The sequence below is a fragment of the Amycolatopsis sp. NPDC089917 genome (assembly GCF_040684635.1).
Lineage (GTDB): Bacteria > Actinomycetota > Actinomycetes > Mycobacteriales > Pseudonocardiaceae > Amycolatopsis.
Genome location: NZ_JBFBGL010000016.1, coordinates 40,943 through 62,705 on the forward strand (window position 1 = coordinate 40,943; position 21,763 = coordinate 62,705).

Annotated in this window: 15 protein-coding genes; 1 reads left to right on the top strand and 14 read right to left on the bottom strand. The window is 67.5% G+C overall.

From position 1 onward, the window contains the following. Positions 1-3 precede the first annotated feature (3 nt). Both AB0N89_RS14405 and AB0N89_RS14410 read right to left on the bottom strand, forming a co-directional pair. Positions 4-1,137 (bottom strand): serine hydrolase domain-containing protein, encoded by a 1,134-nt coding sequence (locus tag AB0N89_RS14405; RefSeq protein WP_364204440.1) that lies wholly within the window; start codon positions 1,135-1,137, stop codon positions 4-6. Between the two features lie 198 nt (positions 1,138-1,335). Continuing rightward, positions 1,336-2,673, bottom strand: coding sequence for a hypothetical protein (locus tag AB0N89_RS14410; protein ID WP_364204442.1), 1,338 nt, complete (start codon positions 2,671-2,673; stop codon positions 1,336-1,338). A 109-nt stretch (positions 2,674-2,782) separates the two neighbouring features. Between AB0N89_RS14410 and AB0N89_RS14415 the strand changes: the two genes are divergently transcribed. Continuing rightward, the gene (locus tag AB0N89_RS14415) at positions 2,783-3,049 is read left to right on the top strand and encodes a hypothetical protein (protein ID WP_364204444.1); all 267 of its coding nucleotides are present in this window, start codon (positions 2,783-2,785) and stop codon (positions 3,047-3,049) included. Between the two features lie 226 nt (positions 3,050-3,275). Here AB0N89_RS14415 and AB0N89_RS14420 read toward each other — a convergent pair whose 3' ends face one another. From AB0N89_RS14420 to AB0N89_RS14475, 12 genes are all read right to left on the bottom strand, one after another. Further along, a complete protein-coding gene (locus AB0N89_RS14420; protein WP_364204446.1) occupies positions 3,276-7,187 on the bottom strand; it encodes a DNA-directed RNA polymerase subunit beta' in 3,912 nt (1,303 codons plus the stop codon). An 85-nt stretch (positions 7,188-7,272) separates the two neighbouring features. Beyond that, positions 7,273-10,773: a DNA-directed RNA polymerase subunit beta gene (locus tag AB0N89_RS14425; RefSeq protein WP_093938493.1), complete on the bottom strand. Its 3,501-nt coding sequence runs from the start codon at positions 10,771-10,773 to the stop codon at positions 7,273-7,275. 739 nt (positions 10,774-11,512) lie between these two features. Next, positions 11,513-12,523 (bottom strand): hypothetical protein, encoded by a 1,011-nt coding sequence (locus AB0N89_RS14430; RefSeq protein WP_364204589.1) that lies wholly within the window; start codon positions 12,521-12,523, stop codon positions 11,513-11,515. Between the two features lie 84 nt (positions 12,524-12,607). Then, complete coding sequence (locus AB0N89_RS14435; protein ID WP_020633300.1) at positions 12,608-13,129, bottom strand: hypothetical protein; 522 nt, start codon at positions 13,127-13,129, stop codon at positions 12,608-12,610. 31 nt (positions 13,130-13,160) lie between these two features. Then, positions 13,161-14,426 (bottom strand): MlaD family protein, encoded by a 1,266-nt coding sequence (locus tag AB0N89_RS14440; RefSeq protein WP_364204448.1) that lies wholly within the window; start codon positions 14,424-14,426, stop codon positions 13,161-13,163. Beyond that, a complete protein-coding gene (locus AB0N89_RS14445) occupies positions 14,426-15,634 on the bottom strand; it encodes an MCE family protein (protein WP_364204450.1) in 1,209 nt (402 codons plus the stop codon). Before AB0N89_RS14445 ends, AB0N89_RS14440 begins: the two co-directional genes overlap by 1 nt. Next, entirely contained in the window at positions 15,631-16,809 is a 1,179-nt protein-coding gene (locus AB0N89_RS14450) for an MCE family protein (RefSeq protein WP_364204452.1), read from the bottom strand. Before AB0N89_RS14450 ends, AB0N89_RS14445 begins: the two co-directional genes overlap by 4 nt. After that, complete coding sequence (locus AB0N89_RS14455) at positions 16,806-17,792, bottom strand: MCE family protein (protein ID WP_364204454.1); 987 nt, start codon at positions 17,790-17,792, stop codon at positions 16,806-16,808. Before AB0N89_RS14455 ends, AB0N89_RS14450 begins: the two co-directional genes overlap by 4 nt. Further along, the gene (locus tag AB0N89_RS14460) at positions 17,789-18,820 is read right to left on the bottom strand and encodes an MCE family protein (RefSeq protein ID WP_364204456.1); all 1,032 of its coding nucleotides are present in this window, start codon (positions 18,818-18,820) and stop codon (positions 17,789-17,791) included. The genes AB0N89_RS14455 and AB0N89_RS14460 overlap by 4 nt, the downstream gene beginning before the upstream one ends. Then, entirely contained in the window at positions 18,817-20,154 is a 1,338-nt protein-coding gene (locus tag AB0N89_RS14465; protein ID WP_364204458.1) for an MCE family protein, read from the bottom strand. The genes AB0N89_RS14460 and AB0N89_RS14465 overlap by 4 nt, the downstream gene beginning before the upstream one ends. After that, entirely contained in the window at positions 20,151-20,987 is an 837-nt protein-coding gene (locus AB0N89_RS14470; RefSeq protein ID WP_005152080.1) for an ABC transporter permease, read from the bottom strand. The genes AB0N89_RS14465 and AB0N89_RS14470 overlap by 4 nt, the downstream gene beginning before the upstream one ends. A gap of 3 nt (positions 20,988-20,990) precedes the next feature. Beyond that, positions 20,991-21,743 carry an ABC transporter permease gene (locus AB0N89_RS14475; RefSeq protein ID WP_125732839.1) on the bottom strand — a complete coding sequence of 251 codons (753 nt, stop codon included), beginning with the start codon at positions 21,741-21,743 and terminating at the stop codon, positions 20,991-20,993. Positions 21,744-21,763 lie beyond the last annotated feature (20 nt).

Below are 21,763 nucleotides of genomic sequence, written 5' to 3' on the forward strand. Positions count from 1 at the left end.
CGATTAGGGGGCTGAACAGAGGTCGGTGGCGGGGTCACAGAGGGCCTGGTGTTTGAGGGTCGCCAGGGCGTCGTCGATGGGGTGCGTGGTTCCCTCGGCGTCCGGCTTGCGCCAGCGCACGAGGTTCATCGCGGCGGCGAACTGCCGTCCGCTGTCCGCACCGGCCCAGGCCATCGTCATGGCTCCCCACACCGTGCCGTCGTGCCCCCAGAAGATGCCCTCGGGAGTCTCGGTCTTGTACAGGCCGAGCCCGTAGTCGATCCGCCGCCCGTCCTGCGCGATGACCGGGACCAGACGCTGCATCTCCGTCAGCGACGACGGGCTGACGATCTCGCCGTCGAGCAGCTTGCGATAGAAACGGTTGAGATCGCCGACGGTCGAGACCAGGCCGGCGCCGGTCATCACCCAGGACATGGTGTAGACGCTGTAGTCGCGCGGCGGATCGATCGCGCCGAACAGGGCCTCGTACATCCGCGAGTGCGGCTCTTCGATCCGCGGACCGGCGGGGAATCCGGTGTTCGCGAGACCCGCGGGCTCGATGACGGCACGGAAGACGTGCGCCTCCACCGGGGTTCCGGTCAGGTGCTCCAAGAGTTCGCCCAGGAGCAGGTAGTTCGTGTTGGAGTAGATCCCGGGAGTGCTTCCCGGTTCGCCGGTGGCGGGCGCGCCGACGCCCATCTCGATCAACTCGGCCGGGCGGAACTGCCGGAACCGGTTGTCGTCGAGGCTCCCGGGAGCGAACTCCTTGAGCGAAGGGAACGCGTAGGGCAGGTACTCGGCGAGGCCGCTGGTGTGGTTGAGCAGCATGCGGACCGTGATCGCCCGGCCGCGGTCACCGGGGACCAGCTGCGGCAGGTGGTCCCCGATCGGCTCGTCGAGCCCGAGCCGCCCCTCTTCGACCTGACGCAGAACCGCGGCCGAGACGAAGGTCTTGGTGATGCTGCCGACGCGCTGCCGCATCCCGGTCTCGACGGGGCGGCCGGTTTCGAGGTCGGCGACCCCGGCCGCGCCGCGCCAGATCCGCTCACCCGCGCGCACCTCGGCGAACACACCCGGCACCCCCGCCCGATGGACGCCGTCCAAGGCGGACCTCAGCTTCTTCGCGGACGTGTTCTCTTCTTTCACAAGGGATTCCATGTCGACCATCCTTTCGGCCGACAGCCCCGGAAACGCCCGCCATCCGTCGCGCATCCAGGCTGATACCGCACCGATCGTCGCCCACCCGCGCCGCCGCCCCCGGATCGCGATTAGGGGGCGAAACACGAGTCGGGCCGGGGGCAAAGGGAAAGCCCCCGGTCCGGGATGGACGGAGGGCTTTCTCGCGGTGGACGGCCGTTATCCGGCGGGCTGACGACGGCGGCGGGCGCCGAAGACCAGGACCGCGCCGAGACCCAGCGCGGCGAGCGCGAGCGCGCCGAGCCCGATCACGTCGGCACCGGTGCTGGCCAGGCCCGAACCACCCTGGCCACCGCCGGAACCCTGCTGCCCGGGAGCGGGCGCGGTGGTTCCGGACGCGTCACAGCCAGGACGCCGGGTGGGCATGGTGAGCGGCGGCTCCTGGCCTTTCTCGGCTTCGACGTGGAGCCGGGCGGGATTGTCCGCCGGGCCGACGACGTAGGTCGAGATCGGGTTCTCGTACTTGATCCGCCACCCCTGCGGCGGCGCGAAGAACAAGCGGTACTTCGGCCCCGGCACCACTTCGGCGAACTTGAAGTTCCCCTCCGCGTCGGTCGTCGTCTCGGCGATGGTCGGGCAGTCACCGTCGGAGGAGAGTACGAGCTTGACGTCGGCGAGCCCCTTCAACGGCTTGCCCGGCTCGGTGTCGTGGACCACCTGGCCCACGAGAGCGGCGATCCCGCCCGGCACCGAGGCCTCGTCGGTCGCCACCGGGTTGTTGTCGATGTCGACGTCGGCATAGCCGAAGTCGCAACCCACCGCGACGCGGCCATGGTTCAGCGCGGCATCCGGGACCTTCTCGGTCACGTCGAAGGTGCGGGTCTGGCCAGGAGCGATCGTCGCGCCACCCGCGAAATACGAGAGCTCTCCCCAACCGGGCCCGCTCTTCAGGGCGAAGTCCACTCCGGCGCGATTGCACCCGGCCACGATGCCGACGAGCGGAAGGGATCCGGAGTTCGTCAGCTTCACGGTGACGTGGGCGAGCTCGCCGGGCTGGTAGGTGTCCTTGGTGAAGGACATCGACGCTTTGAGCGCGCCGTTCAGCGGCTGCACCCCGCGGATGGACAGCTCCTTGGCGCCCTCGCCGACCTGGATGACCTGGAACGGGAACAGCCAGCCCTTGATCGCCTCACCGCCACCGAGGAAGTACTTGGCGGCCGGGACGTCCCCGAAATCGACCTTCCCGTCGTCGCCGCTCGTGGCCTTGTACTCCTTGGACCCGAGGGCGTGCCGCAACGTGAGCGGGATACCGCCCAGCTGCTCGCCGTCATCGAACTCGCCATTGCCGTTCTTGTCGCCGAAAACGCTTCCCGTCGCGTGCCCGGTGACCTTCGTGACGGCGACAGTGGCGTTGAACTCGCCCGCGCTGAACCCGGTCTCGTCGGAGATGAAGCCTCGGACGTTCGCGGTGTCCTGGTCGAAGTCCGCGATCTGTCCGGTGACGGTCACCTCGGTGGTCGCTCCCTGCGCGAGGTTCACCCCCTTCGCGCTTCCCAACTCTCCCCAGCCCGGCTCGTAGGGAATCGACAGCGCACCCGGCTCAAGGAGGCGTTGGTTGACCCGGAGACCGACCGCTGGGGTTTCACCGACGTTCTTGACCTGGAAAGTGAAACGGACATCTTCGTCGGTCCTGTACGACGTCTTTGCGAAAGCGACCGAGACTTCGACCTTCGCTCGCTCGGCCTGCGGCTTCGGCGCCGCGCGCGTCGGAGTCTCGACCGGTGGCGCGCTCGGCACCGGCGTGGTGGAACTCGGCGGTGCTTCGGATGTCGCCGGCGCGCTCGACTCCGGTGACGAAGGTGCCGGGTCCGCCCCGGCGGGCGCGGCGAAGACGCCGGTCAAGGCGGCTGCGGCGGCGAAGGTCGCGAGGTAGATCGCCCCAGTACGAAACCCGGATCTACCACTTGGAGATTTGTTCACGCAGAGTCACCCCAGACTACCCAGATGGAAATGCGCATAGCCCCCGAACCGCAGATAACCGGATCACTCTAGCGGGATTCGTGAAGGTCCAATACCCGCTTCGGGTGACTCGAAGAGCCCGGAAACGGGAAAGGCCCCCGCCTGATCGGCGGGGGCCTTTCTCGTGGCTATCGCTTCGGTCAGCGGAAGTCGCGGCCGAAGTCGTAGTCGTCCAGCGGCACCGCGGCGCCCGGCGTGGAGCCGAAGACGTCCGGGGTGTAGTAGCCGTCGTCGTAGGACGGGATCGCGTAAGCGGCGACCCGCGCCTCCTCGGTCGGCTGCACCTGGATGTTGCGGTACTTGTTGATCCCGGTACCGGCCGGGATCAGCTTACCGATGATCACGTTCTCCTTGAGGCCCACGAGCTTGTCCGAACGGCCGTTGATGGCCGCGTCGGTCAGGACACGCGTGGTCTCCTGGAACGAGGCCGCCGACAGCCACGAGTCCGTGGTCAGCGAGGCCTTCGTGATCCCCATCAGCACCGGGCGACCCGAGGCGGGCTCGCCGCCTTCGGCGACCGACGCGCGGTTCTTCGCCTCGAACTTGGTCCGCTCGGGCAGCTCGCCCGGGAGGAAGTCCGTGGCACCGGAGTCGATGATCGTCACGCGGCGCAGCATCTGCCGCACGATGACCTCGATGTGCTTGTCGTGGATCGACACACCCTGCGCCCGGTACACCTTCTGGACCTCGTCCACCAGGTGCATCTGCGCCTCGCGCGGCCCCATGACCCGCAGGACCTCGTGCGGGTCCGGCGTGCCTTCGAGCAGCTGCTGACCGACGGCGACACGGTCACCGTCGCCCAGCGGGCCGTTCGGGGTGTTCGCGAGCCGCTGACGCTTGGACAGCTTGTCGAAGACGATCTCTTCGCTGCCGTCGTCCGGGATCAGCGTGATCTTCCAGAACCGCTCGCTCTCCTCGATGCGCACACGGCCATCGACGTCGGCGATCGGCGCCTTGCCCTTCGGGACCCGGGCCTCGAACAGCTCCTGGACACGGGGCAGACCGGTCGTGATGTCGTCACCGGCGACACCACCCTGGTGGAACGTACGCATCGTCAGCTGCGTACCCGGCTCACCGATCGACTGGGCCGCGACGATACCCACGGCCTCGCCGACGTCGACGAGCTGACCGGTCGCCATGGACCGGCCGTAGCAGGTGGCGCAGATACCGACGGCCGACTCACAGGTGAGGACCGAACGGACCTTGACCTTGGAGATCCCGCTCGAGATGAGCTTGTCCAGGGCCGGGTCGCCGATGTCGTCGCCCGCGTTGAGCACGACGTTGCCCTTGGCGTCGACCGCGTCGGTCGCCAGGTTCCGCGCGTACACGGCCGTCTCGACGTGCTGGTCGCGCAGGACCTTGCCGTCGCCGACGTCCTGCCCGATCGGCATGTTGATACCGCGGGTGGTGCCACAGTCGATCTCGCGGACGATGACGTCCTGCGAGACGTCCACCAGACGACGGGTCAGGTAACCCGAGTCGGCGGTACGGAGCGCCGTGTCCGCCAGACCCTTACGGGCACCGTGCGTCGCGATGAAGTACTCCGCCACCGACAGGCCTTCACGGAAGTTGGCCTTGATCGGACGCGGGATGTACTCACCCTTCGGGTTCGACACCAGGCCACGCATACCGGCCAGCGACCGGACCTGCGTCATGTTGCCCGCCGCGCCCGACTTCACGATCATCGCGATCGGGTTGTCGTCCGGCAGCGCCGTCTCCATGATCTTGTGGACCTCTTCGGTGGCCTGCGTCCACACCTTGACGAGCTCGTTGTTGCGCTCGGTGTGCGACAGCTGACCACGCTGGTACCGCTTCTCGACCTGGTCGGCCTTGCCTTCGTACTCGTCCAGAATGGCCTTCTTGCCTGCCGGGACGAGCACGTCGGAGATGGCGACGGTGACACCCGAGCGGGTCGCCCAGTAGAAACCGGCGTCCTTCAGGCGGTCCAGGGTCTGCGCGACCTGGGTCATCGAGTAGCGCTCGGCGAGGTCGTTCACGATCAGGGCCTGACGCTTCTTCGGCATCGGCTCGTTGATGAACGGGTAGTCCGCCGGCAGCAGCTCGTTGAACAGCACGCGGCCCAGGGTGGTCTCGGCCAGCCACGCCTTGCCCGGCTCCCAGCCCTTCTCCGCGAGCGCCGCTTCGTCGGCCTTGGCGGGCTGACGGTCGGTGATGCGGATCTTGATCGGGGCGTGCAGGCTCAGCGCCTTGCGGTCGAACGCCATGATCGCTTCGGCCGGCGAGGAGTAGGCGAAGCCCGCTCCGTCGGCGTTCTCGTTCAGGCGGGTCAGGTGGAACAGACCCGTCACCATGTCCAGACGCGGCATGGCGAGCGGACGGCCCGACGCCGGCGACAGGATGTTGTTCGCCGACAGCATCAGGATGCGGGCCTCGGCCTGCGCCTCCGCGGACAGCGGGAGGTGCACGGCCATCTGGTCACCGTCGAAGTCCGCGTTGAACGCTTCACAGACCAGCGGGTGCAGCTGGATGGCCTTGCCTTCGACCAGCTGCGGCTCGAAGGCCTGGATACCGAGGCGGTGCAGGGTCGGCGCACGGTTCAGCATCACCGGGTGGCCGGTGATGACCTCTTCGAGCACGTCCCACACCTGCGGCCGCGAGCGCTCCACCATCCGCTTGGCGGACTTGATGTTCTGCGCGTGGTTCAGGTCGACCAGCCGCTTCATGACGAACGGCTTGAACAGCTCGAGCGCCATGTCCTTCGGCAGACCGCACTGGTGCAGCTTCAGCTGCGGACCGACGATGATGACCGAACGACCGGAGTAGTCGACACGCTTGCCGAGCAGGTTCTGACGGAACCGGCCCTGCTTGCCCTTGAGCAGGTCGGACAGCGACTTCAGCGGGCGGTTACCGGGACCGGTGACCGGGCGGCCGCGGCGGCCGTTGTCGAACAGCGCGTCGACGGCCTCCTGCAGCATCCGCTTCTCGTTGTTGACGATGATCTCGGGCGCGCCGAGGTCGATCAGCCGCTTCAACCGGTTGTTCCGGTTGATGACCCGGCGGTAGAGGTCGTTCAGGTCGGAGGTGGCGAACCGGCCACCGTCGAGCTGGACCATCGGGCGCAGGTCCGGCGGGATCACCGGGACGGCGTCGAGCACCATGCCGCGCGGGTCGTTGCCGGTGGCTTGGAAGGCCGCGACGACCTTGAGCCGCTTCAGCGCGCGGAGCTTCTTCTGCCCCTTGCCGTTGCGGATGGTGTCGCGCAGGTTGTCGGCTTCGGCGCTGACGTCGAACTCGGTGGCCAGCTTCTGGATGGCCTCCGCGCCCATGCCGCCGGTGAAGTACTCGCCGTACCGGTCGATGAGCTCGCGGTAGAGCAGCTCGTCGGCGATCAGCTGACGGGTGTCGAGCTTGGTGAAGGTCGTCCAGACCTCCTCGAGACGGTCCAGCTCGCGACCGGCGCGGTCACGCAGCTGACGCATCTCGCGCTCGCCGCCTTCCTTGACCTTGCGGCGGACGTCGGACTTGGCGCCCTCCGCCTCCAGCTCGGCCAGGTCGGCTTCCAGCTTCTGCGCCCGTGCCTCGATGTCCGCGTCGCGCTTGGTCTCGAGGTTCTTGCGCTCGACACCGATCTCGTTCTCGAGGGTCGGCAGGTCGTTGTGCCGCAGCTCGGTGTTCACACCGGTGATCACGTAGGCCGCGAAGTAGATGATCTTCTCGAGGTCCTTCGGCGCCAGGTCGAGCAGGTAGCCCAGGCGGGAGGGAACACCCTTGAAGTACCAGATGTGGGTGACGGGAGCGGCCAGCTCGATGTGGCCCATCCGCTCACGGCGCACCTTGGCGCGGGTGACCTCGACGCCACAGCGCTCGCAGATGATGCCCTTGAAGCGGACCCGCTTGTACTTACCGCAGTAGCACTCCCAGTCCCGGGTCGGGCCGAAGATCTTCTCGCAGAAGAGGCCGTCCTTCTCGGGCTTGAGCGTCCGGTAGTTGATGGTCTCCGGCTTCTTCACCTCGCCGAAGGACCACTGACGGATGTCGTCGGCGGTGGCGAGGCCGATGCGGAGCTCATCGAAGAAGTTGACGTCCAGCACGTCTTTACATCCCCTTGGGGTTGATGCGACTAGAGGAGTTGGCGAGCGGAGGCGGGAGCCTGGCGGGCTCCCGCCTCATCGCGGGTCAGTGCACGACGTCGTCCACCGAGGGCGACTCGTTGCGGGACAGGTTGATGCCGAGGTTGGCCGCGGCACGCTCGAGGTCCTCGTCGTCGGAGTCGCGCATCTCGATCGCGGCGCCGTCGCTGGACAGCACCTCGACGTTGAGGCAGAGCGACTGGAGCTCCTTCAGGAGCACCTTGAACGACTCCGGGATGCCCGGCTCGGGGATGTTCTCCCCCTTGACGATGGCCTCGTACACCTTGACGCGGCCGACCACGTCGTCCGACTTGATCGTCAGGAGCTCCTGCAGGGTGTATGCGGCGCCGTACGCCTGCATCGCCCAGCACTCCATCTCGCCGAACCGCTGGCCACCGAACTGCGCCTTACCACCCAGCGGCTGCTGCGTGATCATCGAGTACGGGCCGGTGGACCGGGCGTGGATCTTGTCGTCGACCAGGTGGTGCAGCTTCAGGATGTACATGTAGCCGACCGACACCGGGTACGGGTACGGCTCGCCGGAGCGGCCGTCGAGCAGCGTGGCCTTGCCGTTCTGCTTGACCATGCGCTCGCCGTCGCGGTTCGGCTTGGTCGCCGCGAGCAGCCCGGTGAGCTCCTCTTCCTTGGCGCCGTCGAACACCGGGGTGGCGGTGTTCGTGCCGGGGTCGACGTCGTAGAGCTCCTCGTTGAGGTTCTTCGCCCACTCCGGGTTGCCCTCGATCTTCCACCCCTGCGACGCCAGCCAGCCCAGGTGAAGCTCCAGGACCTGGCCGATGTTCATACGACGCGGGACACCGTGGGTGTTCAGGATGATGTCGACGGGCGTGCCGTCCTCCATGAACGGCATGTCCTCGGCGGGGAGGATCTTGCCGATGACACCCTTGTTCCCGTGGCGGCCGGCGAGCTTGTCGCCCGGCTGGATCTTCCGCTTCTGGGCCACGTAGACGCGGACCAGTTCGTTGACGCCCGGGGGCAGCTCGTCGTCGTCCTCGCGCGAGAACACGCGGATGCCGATGACCTTGCCGGTCTCGCCGTGCGGCACCTTCAGCGAGGTGTCGCGGACCTCACGGGCCTTCTCGCCGAAGATCGCGCGGAGCAGGCGCTCTTCCGGGGTCAGCTCGGTCTCGCCCTTGGGCGTGACCTTGCCGACCAGGATGTCGCCGTCGCGGACCTCGGCACCGATGCGGATGATGCCGCGCTCGTCGAGGTCGGCGAGGACCTCCTCGGAGACGTTCGGGATGTCCCGGGTGATCTCCTCGGCGCCCAGCTTGGTGTCGCGGGCGTCGATCTCGTGCTCCTCGATGTGGATCGACGTGAGCACGTCGTCCTGCACCAGGCGCTCGGAGAGGATGATCGCGTCCTCGTAGTTGTGGCCTTCCCACGGCATGACCGCGACGAGCAGGTTCTTGCCGAGCGCCATCTCACCGTTCTCGGTGGACGGGCCGTCGGCGATGACCTGACCCTGCTCGACCCGGTCGCCCTCGTTGACGATCGGGCGGTGGTTAAAGCAGGTGCCGTGGTTCGAGCGACGGAACTTGTACAGTCCGTAGCTCTTCCGCGTGCCGTCGTCGTGCATGATCGTGATCAGGTCGGCCGAGAGCTCCTCGACCACACCGGCCTGCTCGGCGACGAGCACGTCACCGGCGTCCACCGCGGCACGCAGCTCCACGCCGGTACCGACCAGCGGGGCCGAGTTGCGCAGCAGCGGAACGGCCTGACGCTGCATGTTCGCGCCCATGAGCGCGCGGTTCGCGTCGTCGTGTTCGAGGAACGGGATCATCGCCGTCGCGACCGAGACCATCTGCCGCGGCGAGACGTCCATGTAGTCCACGTCGAGCGGGTCGATCAGCTCGACCTCGCCGCCCTTCTTACGGACCAGGACGCGGTCTTCGACGAAGGTGCCGTCGTCCGAGATCGGCGCGTTCGCCTGCGCCTTCACGTAACGGTCTTCCTCGTCCGCGGTGAGGTAGTCGACCTGGTCGGTGACGCGACCCTCGACGACCTTGCGATACGGGGTCTCGATGAACCCGAACGGGTTGACCCGCGCGTACGAGCAGAGCGAACCGATCAGGCCGATGTTCGGGCCTTCCGGCGTCTCGATCGGGCACATGCGGCCGTAGTGCGACGGGTGGACGTCCCGGACCTCCATGCCGGCGCGCTCACGCGACAGACCACCCGGGCCGAGGGCGGACAGACGACGCTTGTGCGTCAGCCCCGACAGCGGGTTGTTCTGGTCCATGAACTGCGACAGCTGCGAAGTACCGAAGAACTCCTTGATCGCCGCCACGACGGGACGGATGTTGATCAGGGTCTGCGGCGTGATCGCCTCGACGTCCTGGGTGGTCATCCGCTCGCGGACGACGCGCTCCATCCGGGACAGACCCACGCGGATCTGGTTCTGGATGAGCTCGCCGACGGTGCGGAGACGACGGTTGCCGAAGTGGTCGATGTCGTCGGTCTCGACCGGGATGGTCTGGTCGCCGACGGTCGCCTTGTCCTCGCCCGCGTGCAGGCGGACCAGGTACTCGATCGTCGAGACGATGTCCTCTTCGGTCAGCGTCCCGGTGTCGTACGGCGTGGTCAGGCCGAGCTTCTTGTTCAGCTTGTACCGGCCGACCTTGGCCAGGTCGTAGCGCTTCGGCTTGAAGAACAGGTTCTCCAGCAGCGTCTGCGCGCTCTCCTTGGTGGGCGGTTCGCCCGGGCGCAGCTTGCGGTAGATGTCGAGCAGCGCCTCGTCGGTGCCGGCGGTGTGGTCCTTCTCGAGGGTGGCGAGCAGCGTCTCGGAGAAGGAGAAGCGCTCGCGGATCGCCTCGGTGGTCCAGCCGAGCGCCTTCAGCAGCACGGTGACCGGCTGGCGGCGCTTGCGGTCGATGCGGACGCCGACGGTGTCGCGCTTGTCGACGTCGAACTCGAGCCAGGCACCCCGGCTCGGGATGACGCGGACGTTGAAGACGTCCTTGTCCGTGGTCTTGTCGACGCTGGTGTCGAAGTACACACCCGGCGAACGGACCAGCTGGGACACGACGACACGCTCGGTGCCGTTGATGACGAAGGTGCCCTTGTCGGTCATCACCGGGAAGTCGCCCATGAAGACCGTCTGGCTCTTGATCTCGCCGGTGTTGTTGTTCACGAACTCGGCGGTCACGAACAGCGGGGCCGCGTACGTCATGTCCTTGTCCTTGCACTCCTCGACGGAGGCCTTGACCTCGTCGAAGCGCGGGTCGGAGAAGGACAGCGACATGGATCCGGAGAAGTCTTCGATCGGCGAGATCTCGTTGAGGACCTCTTCCAGGCCGCCGACCGGGTTTTCTTCACCTTCTTCGACGCGGCGTTCGAACCACGCCTCGTCGCCGGTGAACCATTCAAAGGACCTGATCTGCACGTCGAGCAGGTTCGGGGTGCTGAGCGGCTCGCGAATCTTTGCGAAGGAGACCCGTTTGGGGGCTCCCGGGATTCCCGTGGACTCCGAGCGAGATACAGCCGAGGTGGTCGCAGCAGTGGCCTGGTTCGCGGGAGAGACTGCCAAGATGCGTCCTTCCGGGGACAATGAGCGGTGAGCAGCCGCGTCAGCAACAGCTGAAGCGGACTGTCAAGGGTGCCGTGTGCCCACTATCCTAACTACCGGCTCCGGGCAGCCTGAAAGAGGGCAGCGCAAAGAAGCAGTCTAGCCCGAACGTCGCGGTCTGTCCAGGGGGCGCTCCCGATGGGGCCCAGCCTGCATCGCAACGTCTTCAGGTATGCCTCTCCTGGCTTCCCCGGGCCGTCCCTCCCGCAAGGGCACCGCCGGTTCTCACCGTTGCCAGTAAGCGTGACCCCACAGGGGCTCTGAGTCAAGATGCCGCGCGGTGGTCCCGCCGGTTGGCGCAGCGTCGAAGTAGGTCCGCACGGGGTGCCTCACAGGACGATCATCCCGGTTACCGCCCCGTACCCGCAGGTGACGGCGCCGACGCGCCGACCTGCGTTTAGCCCGCTAATCGCGATCCGGCCGCCGGGGTGTCCCGGAGAGTCACCGGGTCGGGGCGGGGTCCTCCGAGGCCGCTTCGGGGCGCGTCGGGGCCTGTGGCGGCTGTGAACGGTGGGTCGGCTGGTGCGAGGCACAGGGAGCCGCCCCAGATCGCGATTAGGGGGCGAAACTCGACGCGGCCGGGAGGCCCCGGGGGCGGAAGCCGTGAAGGCCTCCTTGAGGGACTCTGGGTCCCTCAAGGAGGCCTTCACGGAACGAGGCGACGGGTCGCGATCAGGGGGCTAAACGCAGGTCGTGGGGGTCACTTGGAGGGGGCCGGGGAGGCGGGGGGCGCGGCGGGGGCCGAGGAAGCCGTCGGGTTCGGCGGAGCGGCGTAGGTGTTCATCGCCGTGATCTTCCACTTGTCGCCCTGCAGCTCCGCGTTCAAGTGCAGCTGCGCGCTCCCGGCGGTGGTCTTGTTCGTGTCGGCCCGCGTCGAGCTCTGGTCGACGAACACCATCACGTCGGCCCGGTCGCCTTCCAGCCGGATGACAGCGCTGCGGGTGACCTTGCAGGTCACGACCATCTTCTGCTGCGGGGCCAGCCGCTTGACCTCGCCCATCAGCAGGTTGTACTTCGCCCGCACCTCGTCGTTGACCAGCAGATCGCCGGCGGCGTTCTCGGTCTTGGAGATGTTCTTGTAGTCGTACGAGAACAGCGCCTCGGTCGCCTTCGCGACCTGGTCCTTGACCTGCGCGGTCTTCGCGACGTCCAGCAGCGCGGTGTTGTTCGTCGAGCTGGACACGTCGTCCGCCTGGATCTTGAACAGCACCGCGGTCGCGGCCAGCAGCAACCCGACGACGACCAGCGCGCCCGCCAGGATCAGCTTCCCGGAGCCCGGCTTCTTCGGCTTCGCCTCGGACGACTCGTCGGCCTCGGTGGCGACTTCGGCTTCGGCCTCTTCGATGTCGTCCGGCTTCGCCTTCGCGGCCGCGCGAGTCTTCGCACGCGGACTCGGCTTCGCGGCGACCTCGTCGTCAGAGTCCGAAGACTCTTCAGGGGTCTCCTCGACCTCAGCAGGAGCCTCGACAGCCTCAGCAGTGTCCTCAACGGACTCAGCGGACTCAGCGGCCTCAGACGATTCAGCAGGCTCGGCAACCTCGGGCTCGACGGCCTCGGGCTCGACCACGGGGGCGGGACGCGGCGCGGGCCGCGGACGGCGCACCGGCGCCGTCTTCGCCACCGGCGTCTCTTCGACCTCCGGAGCGGAGACTTCCGGAGCGGAGACCTCCGAGGCGGAAGCCTCGGGAGCCGGCCGTCGCAGACCGGCCACCCGGGGGCGGCGCACCGGCGGAGTGCTGCGAGGGGGCTGGCGACGGGAGGGGGGCACTACGAGGCTCCGTTCTAGGTGACGCTCTTACTGACCGGCCGCGACGAGGGGCACGTTGTCGATCCCGGACAGCTTCCACTCATCGCCGACCCGGGTCATCGAGACCTCCAGGCGTAACGCCTTCGAGCTCGACTTGTCGCCCTGGGTGACCTGGGTGGTGATGGCGGCGAGGAAGCTCGCCTTGCCCTCGTGGTCGTCGAGTTCCTCGACCGCGATGTCCTGGATCGTGGTCGCGACCTTGGTCTTCGCGTCGCTGAGCGCCTTGCGGTAGGTCGGCTCCAGCTGCGCCAGCTGCTGGCTCATCTTGTCGTCGGAGACGGCCTTCTGCTGGTTGAAGAACGCGTCGAGGTTCTCGAAGTCGACCTCGGTGTACGCCTTGATCGCGCGGCCGCCCGCGTCGGCCACCGCGTCCCGCGAGCGCGCCAGGTCGGCGTTGTCGTCCGACGCGGCCACGGCCCACTGGACACCGAAGATCGCCGCGGCGACGAAGGCGGCCAGGGCGAACGCGGCCGCCCCGAGGACCAAGGTCCGCGATCGAGAAGAACTCATGACACTCCAGGGTAGGTATACGGTCTCGGGCTCAGCCGGGCAGGCCCAGCAGGGCGCCCAGGCTGGCCAGGCTGACCCCCGGGCTCTGCAGGACGCTCGGCATGCCCTGCGCCGCGCGCAAGGCCGCCAGCTCCTCGGCGGAACGGCCGGCGTTCTTCGCGACGTCACCTTCGGTCGGGATCTGCGGGACCCCGTTGTACGGCACGTTCTGCGAACCGCGCACGTTGATCGGGCTGCCCTTCGGCTCGGCGCAGTACGCGTCGTCCTTCGGCGGGCGAACCGTCGTGTCGGTGCCTTCGCGGTACTTGTCGAGGCCGATGTAGCCCTTGGTGCACGAAGGCGGGTTGAACAGGTTGAGCGCGAGACCCAGGTGCGCGGTGCCGTCGTTGGCGACGCTGTTCGCGCCCGCGGCCAGCATCGGGTAGGTCACCAGCCCCTGCTCCAGCCCGTCGAGCCGGGTCACCAGCAGGTTGGACGTCGTCAGCAGGTTCGCCGTCAGCGCGCCCAGCCCCGGGCCCGATTCGGCGAGCACCGAGCTGATCTGGTTCGCCACCTGCGGGGTGATCCCGATCAGCTTCCGGATGTCGGCGTCGGAGTTCTTCAGCGTGCCGGACAGCTTGTTGAGGTCCGCGCTGAACGACTTCATCGAGCTCGCCATGTCGTTCTGCGTTTCGAGGACCTGTCCGCCCTTTTCCAGCAGCTGGACGGTCTGCGGCAGGTACTCCTGCGCGGTCGCGGTGAAGCTCCGCGCGGTGTCGAGCAGCCGCTGCAGATCCGGGCCCGTGCCGTTGAAGGCGTTGTACGACTCGTCGACGACCTTGCGCAGCGAGTCCGTCGGCACCGACGCCGCGAGGCTGTCGAGGTCGCCGATGAGCTGTTCGGTGGGCACCGGCGTCTTGACCTTGTCGGCCGGGATGACCGAGCTCGCGTTGAGGAACGGCCCGTTCTCGCTCTTGGGCCGCAGGTCGACGAACTGCTCGCCGACCGCGGACCGGTTCGCGACCACGGCGTCCAGATCGGCGGGCACCTGCGGGGCGTCCGGCGCGATGTTGAGGTCGGCTTCCAGCCCGGTCTTGGTCAGGCGCAGCTCGCCGACCCTGCCGATGTTGAAGCCGCGGTAGGTGACCTCGGCGTTCTGGAAGATCCCGCCCGACTGCTTGAGCTGCAGTTTCACCGTGTAGCCCTCGTCGCCGAAGACCTGGCCGAGCCCGGCGAACCGGATCAGCGCGTACACGATGAAGACCACGGAGATGATCGCGAACGCGACCAGCTGGATTTTCGTCCTACGGACCAGCATCAGCCGGCACCTCCCGACAGCAGGCCGAAGATCCCGGCGGGTCCGGTCTGTTGTGGCTTACCGCCGCCCTGCGGCGCGCTCGCCTGGCCGCCCGCCTGGGTTCCGCCGACGCTGTCGGGGATCGGCAGCGGCGGGTTCACGCCCGGCCCCTCGGTCCCGCCGGTGAGCCCCGGCACCGGGACGATGTCCTTCAGCGGGTTCTCGCGGCTGCGGCCGAGGTTCTTCAGGATCTCGTTCAGGTTCAGGTCGACCTTCGCGAACAGGTTGAAGTAGTCGCCCTTGACGCCGTCGTACGCGGCGTCGCTGAACGGGAAGGTCAGCAGGATCTCCAGCGCCTTCGGCAGATCCGAGCCCGCCTCGCCCAGCTTCTGCAGCGTCGGCTGCAACGCCTTGAGGTCGGCGACGAGGTCTTCCTTGCTCTTGTTCACCGTGTCGACGGCGACCCCGGAGAGACTGTTGAGCGCGTTCAGCATGGTCACCAGCTGGCCGCGCTGCTGCTCCAGCACGCCGAGACCGGGGCCGAGATTGTCGACCGCGCCGACCAGCTTGTCCTTCTGGCCGTTCAGCGTGAGCGAGAGCCGGTTCAGCCCGTCGAGCGCCCGCGTGATGTTCGCGGACTGCTTGTCGAGGTTCGAGACCAGCTCGTTGGTGTTGTTCAGCAGCGCCTTCAGCTCCGGCGAACGGCCGTTGGTGGCGTTGTTGAGTTCCTTGGTGATGGTATTGAGCTGCTCGACCCCGCCGCCGTTGAGCAGCAGCGAAAGCGCGCCGAGCAGTTCCTCGACCTCGACGCTGCGGTTCGTGCGGGCCAGCGGGATCACCGCGTTGTCGGCGAGTTTGCCCTGCCCGTCCGGGGGCGCGGCCAGCTCGACGTACTTCTCCCCAAGGAGGCTCGACTGCTTGACGTTGGCCAGCGCGTTCGCCGGCAGCTTCACGTCGCCGTTCACCCGGAGGGTGACTTCGGCGTTCCAGCCGTCCTGGGTCAGTCCGATCGCTTCGACGCGGCCGATGGAGACCTCGTTGACCTTGACGCCGGCCTGCGGGGTCAGGTCGAGCACGTCCCGGAACTGCACCTTGACCGTGTACGGGTGGTCGCCGAGTTCGGCGCCGCCGGGCAACGGGACGTCGTAGATCCCGCTGAACCCGCAGCCGCTCAACGTCAGCGCCGCGACGGTCCCGACGGCAGCGAAAACAAGTTTCGTACGCATCATTTCGCCGCCGTTCCGTAGAGCTGACCGGCGATGGGGAGCGGCAGCGGCGGCAGCTGGCCCGCCTGCGAGGACTGGATCACCTGCGCGATCGACGGCAGCGGCACCAGCCCGTCGACCAGTCCGGCGATCCCCTTGCACGCGTCGCCCAGCGCGTCGAGCGCGTCCGGGGTCTGCTTGAGCAGGTTGCACACCATCACCAGCGGCGGCTGGGTGAGCTCATTGAGGTTGGCCCGCGCGTCGAGCGTGCCCGACGACGCGTTGTAGGTGTTGACCAGGTTCCCGAGGCCGACCGGGGCGACGTCGAGGATCTCGGCGAGCGCGCCGCGCTGGTCCACGAGCACCTTGGTCACGCTGGCCAGCTTGTCCACATTGGACTTGAGCCGGTCGCGGTTCTTCTCGATGAACGCCTGCACCGCGGTGAGCGTGTCGGACAGCTGCTTCACCGTCGCGGCGAGGTTGTCCTTCTCCCCCGCGAGGAATCCGCTGACGTCGGCGAGCTGCCGCTCGAAGTCGCGGACCTGCGAATCGCTGTTGACCAGCGTCTGCGAGAAGGAGCCGAGGTTCTCGACGGTCTTGAACAGGTCGTCCTTGTTGCCGGACAACGTGCCCGCGGCCTGGCCGAGCTTCGTGATCGTGTCGTGCAGCGCCTGCCCGTTGCCGTCGAAGTTCTTCGCGGCGGTGTCGAGCAGGTTCGACAGCGAACCGTTCTTGTTGGCGCCATTGGGCCCGAGCGACCGGCTGACCCGGGAGAGGCTGGCGGCGAGCTCGTCGACTTCCAGGGGGACCTCGGTGCGGTCGAGGCCGATGACGGCGCCGTCCGCGATCCGCGTGCCGCCCTTGTAGGCCGGGGCCAGCTGCACGTAGCGGTCGCTGACCAGCGACGGCGACACGATGATCGCCTTCGCGTCGGCGGGCACCGCCACCGAACGGTCGTATTCGAGTTCGACGCGGACCTGGTTGCCCATCGGCTGGATCTTGGTGACCGTGCCCATGTCGACGCCGAGCATGCGGACGCTGTTGCCCTCGTAGAGGCCGACGGCGCCAGCGAAGTACGCGGTCACGTGGTTGCGGCCGGCGTCCTTGAGCGTCCACCACAGCGCGCCGGCGACGACCAGCGCGAGCACGATCGCGAGGGTGAAACCGCGCGCGAGGGTGGAACCGAGACGGGTACTCATTTCTCGTAGCACCCCTTGTCGTTGATCGGCCCGAACGACGGCAGGACCAGTCCGCAGATGTAGTTGTCGAACCAGCGGCCGTTGCCGATGGTGTTCGTGAACACCCGGATGAACGGCGCGAACCGCGCGATGCCCTGGCCGAGGGCGTCCTGGTTGCGCTGCAGCATCGAGGTCAGCTGGTCGAGCTGGGTGAGCACCGGGTCGAGCTGCGCGTCGTTGTCGTCGACCAGGCCCTTGAGCTGGGTGGCGAGGTTGCGCGAGCCGTCCAGCAGCGCGGCGATCGCGTCCTTGCGCCGGGACACCTCGCCGAGCAGCTTGTTGCCGTCGGCCAGGAGCTTCTGGAACTCGGCGTCGCGGTCGACGAGCGTCTGCGAGACCTGCCGCGTGTTCGCGAGCAGGTTCGCCAGCTGCGAATCCCGTGAAGCAATGGTGTCCGAGAGGCGCGAAAGGCCGTTCAGGGCGCCCTTCACGTCGGCCGGGGTGTCGGCGAAGGTCTCCGAGATGACGTCGAAGCTCTTCGCCAGCTGCGTCGTGTCGATGTCGTCGACGGTCTGCGAAAGCCCGCGGAAGGCGTCGAGGACGTCGAACGGCGACGCCGTGCGCTCGCGCGGGATGGTCGCGCTCGGGTCGAGCGTGCGCTGCCCCTGCGGGTCGAGCGCCAGGTACTTCTGGCCGAGCACGGTCTTGATCTTGATCGCCGCGCTGGTCTTGTCGCCCAGCCAGGCGTCCTTGACCTTGAAGGAGATCCGGACCTTGTCGCCGTCGAGCTTGATGTCGGAGATCTTGCCGACCTTCACCCCGGCGACCCGGACGTCGTTGTCCTGCTGCAGCCCGGACGCCTCGCTGAAGTCCGCGCTGTAGGTCGTGCCGCCGCCGATCACTGGCAGGTCCTCGGAGTTGAGCGCGGCGAGGAAGCCGAGCAGCAGCACCGAGATGCCGACCAGCGCGATCGGGATCGGGTTGCGTTTCTGGAACGACTTCATGCCGTGCACCTCGCCCGGTTCACCGGCAGCAGCGGCAGGTTGATCGGCTCGTTGATCAGCGGCGGCAGGGCGACGCCTCCCGTCAGCTCACAGGCGAAGAAGTTGAACCAGGAGCCGTAGTCGGCGGTGCGCGTCAGCGCCGTCACCTTCTGCGGCAGGAACTGGATGAAGTGCTCGACGATCGGCTGGCTGTCGTTGAGGTTCTTCGTCAGCGTGCCGAGCGAGGCGATGTCCTGCTTGAGCGGCTCGCGGGCCTCGCCGAGCAGACCGGAGGTGGTCTGCGCGAGGTTGCCGAGCGAGTCGATCGCGTCGCCGATCGGCTCGCGGTCCGCGGCCAGTCCGGAGACCAGCTGCTGCAGCTTGACGATCAGGTCGTTCAGCTGCGGCGTGTGCCCGTTGACCGTGTCGAGCACCGAGTTCAGGTTGTCGATGACCTCACCGATCACCTGGTCCTTGTCGGAGATCGTGGTGGCCAGCGAGGCGGTGTGCTTCAGCAGGCTTTCGACCGTGCCGCCCTCACCCTGCAGGACCTGGATGACCTCGTAGGACAGCTTGTTGATGTCGTCCGGGTTGAGCGCGGTGAACAGCGGCTTGAAGCCGTTGAACAGCTGCGTCAGGTCGAGCGCGGGCGTGGTCCGCTCCAGCGGGATGTTGCCGCCGGGCGCCAGGTTCTTGCCGGAGGAGTCCGTGCCCTGGCCGAGCGAGACGTAGCGCTGGCCGACCAGGTTGCGGAACTTGATCTGCGCGGTGACCCCGGCGGGCAGCTTGCGGCCGGCGTCCACTTCGAACTCGACCTCGGCCTGGCGGCGGTCGACGATGCGGACGTCCTTGACCTGCCCGACCCGGACGCCCGCGATGCGGACGTCGTCGTTGGGCAGCAACAAGGTCGCGTCACTGAACCGCGCCTTGTAGGCGTTGGTGCTGGTGGTGTTGATGTTGGCGATGCTGATCCCGAGGATCGTCGTGAACAGCACGGTGACCACGACGAAGACGCAGAGCTTGATCAGCGGTGCGAGCAATCCCCTCACTGGACGTGCACCTCCGCTCCCCGGTAGAGCGGACCGACGAGCAGCGAACCCCAGCCGGGCACGTCCGAGGCGGACATGCCGACCTGCGGGGCGACCAGCTGCGCGAGGAAGTCCGATTCGGACGCGCTGTAGGACGGGCTGCCGGCGGGCGCTCCCCCGCCGTTGTAACCGCCGATGTTCGCGTAGCCGTTCGAGGGCGAAAGGCCGTCGTTGGCCGACCGCGCCGGCGGTTTGACCGTGCTGCCGTCCTTGATCGGGCCGTCCGGCGGGTACTGCGGGAACGGGTCCGGGAACTGCTTCAGGTCGTAACAGCGCGGACCGCGTTTGTCCTCGAACCTCGGCTCGTCCTTGCCCGGCAGGTACGGACCGCGGTTGACGGTGATCTCGATGGTCGCGTGCAGACCGGGCCGGTTGGTTCCCTTGCCGAGCGCCTTGTCGATCTTCGGCAGGTTGGCCGCCATCTGCCCGATCACGCACGGGTACTCCGGCGCGTACTTCGCCAGCAGCTCCGCCGTCGGGCGGGCGGTGTCGGCGAGCCGGATCAGGTTGTCGGCGTTGTTCCGGAGGAAGGTCTGGAGATCGACCGAGGCCTGCGTGACGCTGCCGTAGAGGTTCTGTAGGTTCATCTTCTGATCCACCACGGTGCGCGTGGTCGTGCTCAGGTTGTCCAAGGTCTGCACCAGGTCCGGGGCGACGGCGTTGAGGTTGTCCGAGAACTTCGCCAGTTCCTTGAGGTTCTGCTGGAGCTGGGGTTCGTGCGGGTTCAGGTCCCCGACGTACGTGCCGAGCTGCGAGAGGGTGTCGCCGAGCTGGCCGCCGCGGCCGTTGAGCGCGGTGGAGATCGCCGAAAGCGTGCTCGACAGCTTCTGCGGCTGGACGGCCTGAAGCACCGGCATCAGGTGGGCGAAGGCCTGCTCCAGCTCGACGGCGCCGGACGTCCGGTCCTGGGTGATCACGTCGCCCTCGGCGATCGTCCTCGTCGAAGGGTCGTCCGGGATTTCGAGGGAAACGAAGCGTTCGCCGAACAAAGTCTTCGGCAGGAATCGCGCGGAAACGTTCTGCGGGATCAGTTTCGCCGACTCCGGATTCAGCGCGAGCGTGAGTTCGGCGCCGTTCGGGGTCGCGGCGATGTCCTTCACCGAACCGACGATGAGGCCGCGGACCTTCACGTCGGACTGCTTCAGCAACTGGTTGCCGATGTTGCCGGACTGGAGCTTCACGCTCACGACGGGCGTGAAGGCCTTCTGGTACAGCGCGATGCTCAGCGCCACCCCGCCGACGAGCACGGCGACCAAGAGCAGGCCCAACAACCTGCGCCGGACTGTCGCGATCATCCTGCGATCCTCACCGTGACGTCGGTTCCCCAGATCGCGAAACCGATGAAGAAGTTCATGATGGACACCGTGACGATGCTCAGCCGCACCGCCTTGCCGACCGCCACGCCGACACCGGCGGGGCCGCCGGAAGCCCGGTATCCGAAATAGCAATGGGACAGGATGATCAAGACGCTGAACAACAGCACCTTGATGAACGAATAGAGCACATCCTGTGGTGGTAGGAAGAGGTCGAAATAATGGTCGTAGGTACCCGCTGACTGGTTGTAGATGTAGATAACGACCAACCGGGACGCGAGATACGAGCTCAGCAGGCCGATGACGTACAGCGGGATGACCGCGACGAAACCGGCGATGATCCGCGTGGTCACCAGGTACGGCAGGCTCGGCACGCCCATGACTTCGAGCGCGTCGATCTCCTCGGAGATCCGCATCGCGCCCAGCTGGGCGGTGAACCCGGCGCCGACCGTCGCCGAAAGCGCGAGGCCGGCGACCAGCGGGGCGATCTCGCGGGTGTTGAAGAACGCGGTCAGGAAGCCGGTGAAGGCCGAGGTGCCGATCGAGTTCAGCGCCGAGTAGCCCTGCAGGCCGACAAGGACACCGGTGAACAGCGTCAGGCCGACCATGACGCCGACCGTGCCGCCGATGACGGCGAGCGAACCGGAACCGAAGCTCACTTCGGCGAGCAGCCGCAGGACCTCTTTGGTGTAGCGGCGCAACGTCCGCGGCGTCCACAGCAACGCGCGGCCGTAGAACGACATCTGGTCACCGAGGTTGTCCAGAGTCTGCAGTGGACGGTTGGCGACCCGCTTGGCGCCCTGGAGAAAGGTCATGCGTCAGTCCAGCTTTCCGGGCACGATCTGCAGGTAGATCAGCGTGATCACGAAGTTCACCACGAACAGCATGAGGAACGTGATGACGACCGACTGGTTCACCGCGTCGCCGACGCCCTTCGGGCCGCCGGACGGGTTCAGTCCCCGGTAGGAGGCGACGACCGCGGCGATGAAGCCGAAGATCAGCGCCTTCAGCTCGCCGACCCAGAGGTCCGGCAGCTGGGCGAGCGCGGAGAAGCTCGCCAGGTACGCGCCCGGCGTCCCGCCCTGGAGGACGACGTTGAAGAAGTAGCCGCCGAGCACGCCGATGACGCTGACCATGCCGTTCAGCAGGAGCGCCACCAGCATCATGGCGAGCACGCGCGGCACGATCAGCCGCTGCACCGCGGAGACGCCGAGCACCTCCATGGCGTCGATCTCTTCACGGATGGTCCGCGCGCCGATGTCGGCGCAGACGGCGCTGCCGCCGGCGCCCGCGACCAGCAGCGCCGTGACCAGCGGGCTGGCCTGCTGCACGGTGGCGAGCACCGACCCGGCGCCCGTGTAGGACTGGGCGCCGAGCTGGCGGGCGAGCGAACCGAACTGCAGCGAGATGACCGCGCCGAACGGGATCGCGACGAGCGCCGTCGGCAGGATCGTGACGCTCGCGATGAACCAGGCCTGCTGGATGAACTCCCGCAGCTGGAACGGGCGCTGGAAAATGCCACGAACGATGTCGAGGCCGAGGGCGAACAGGTTCCCGGTCTCGCGCACCATGCCGATTCCGGGGATCTTCG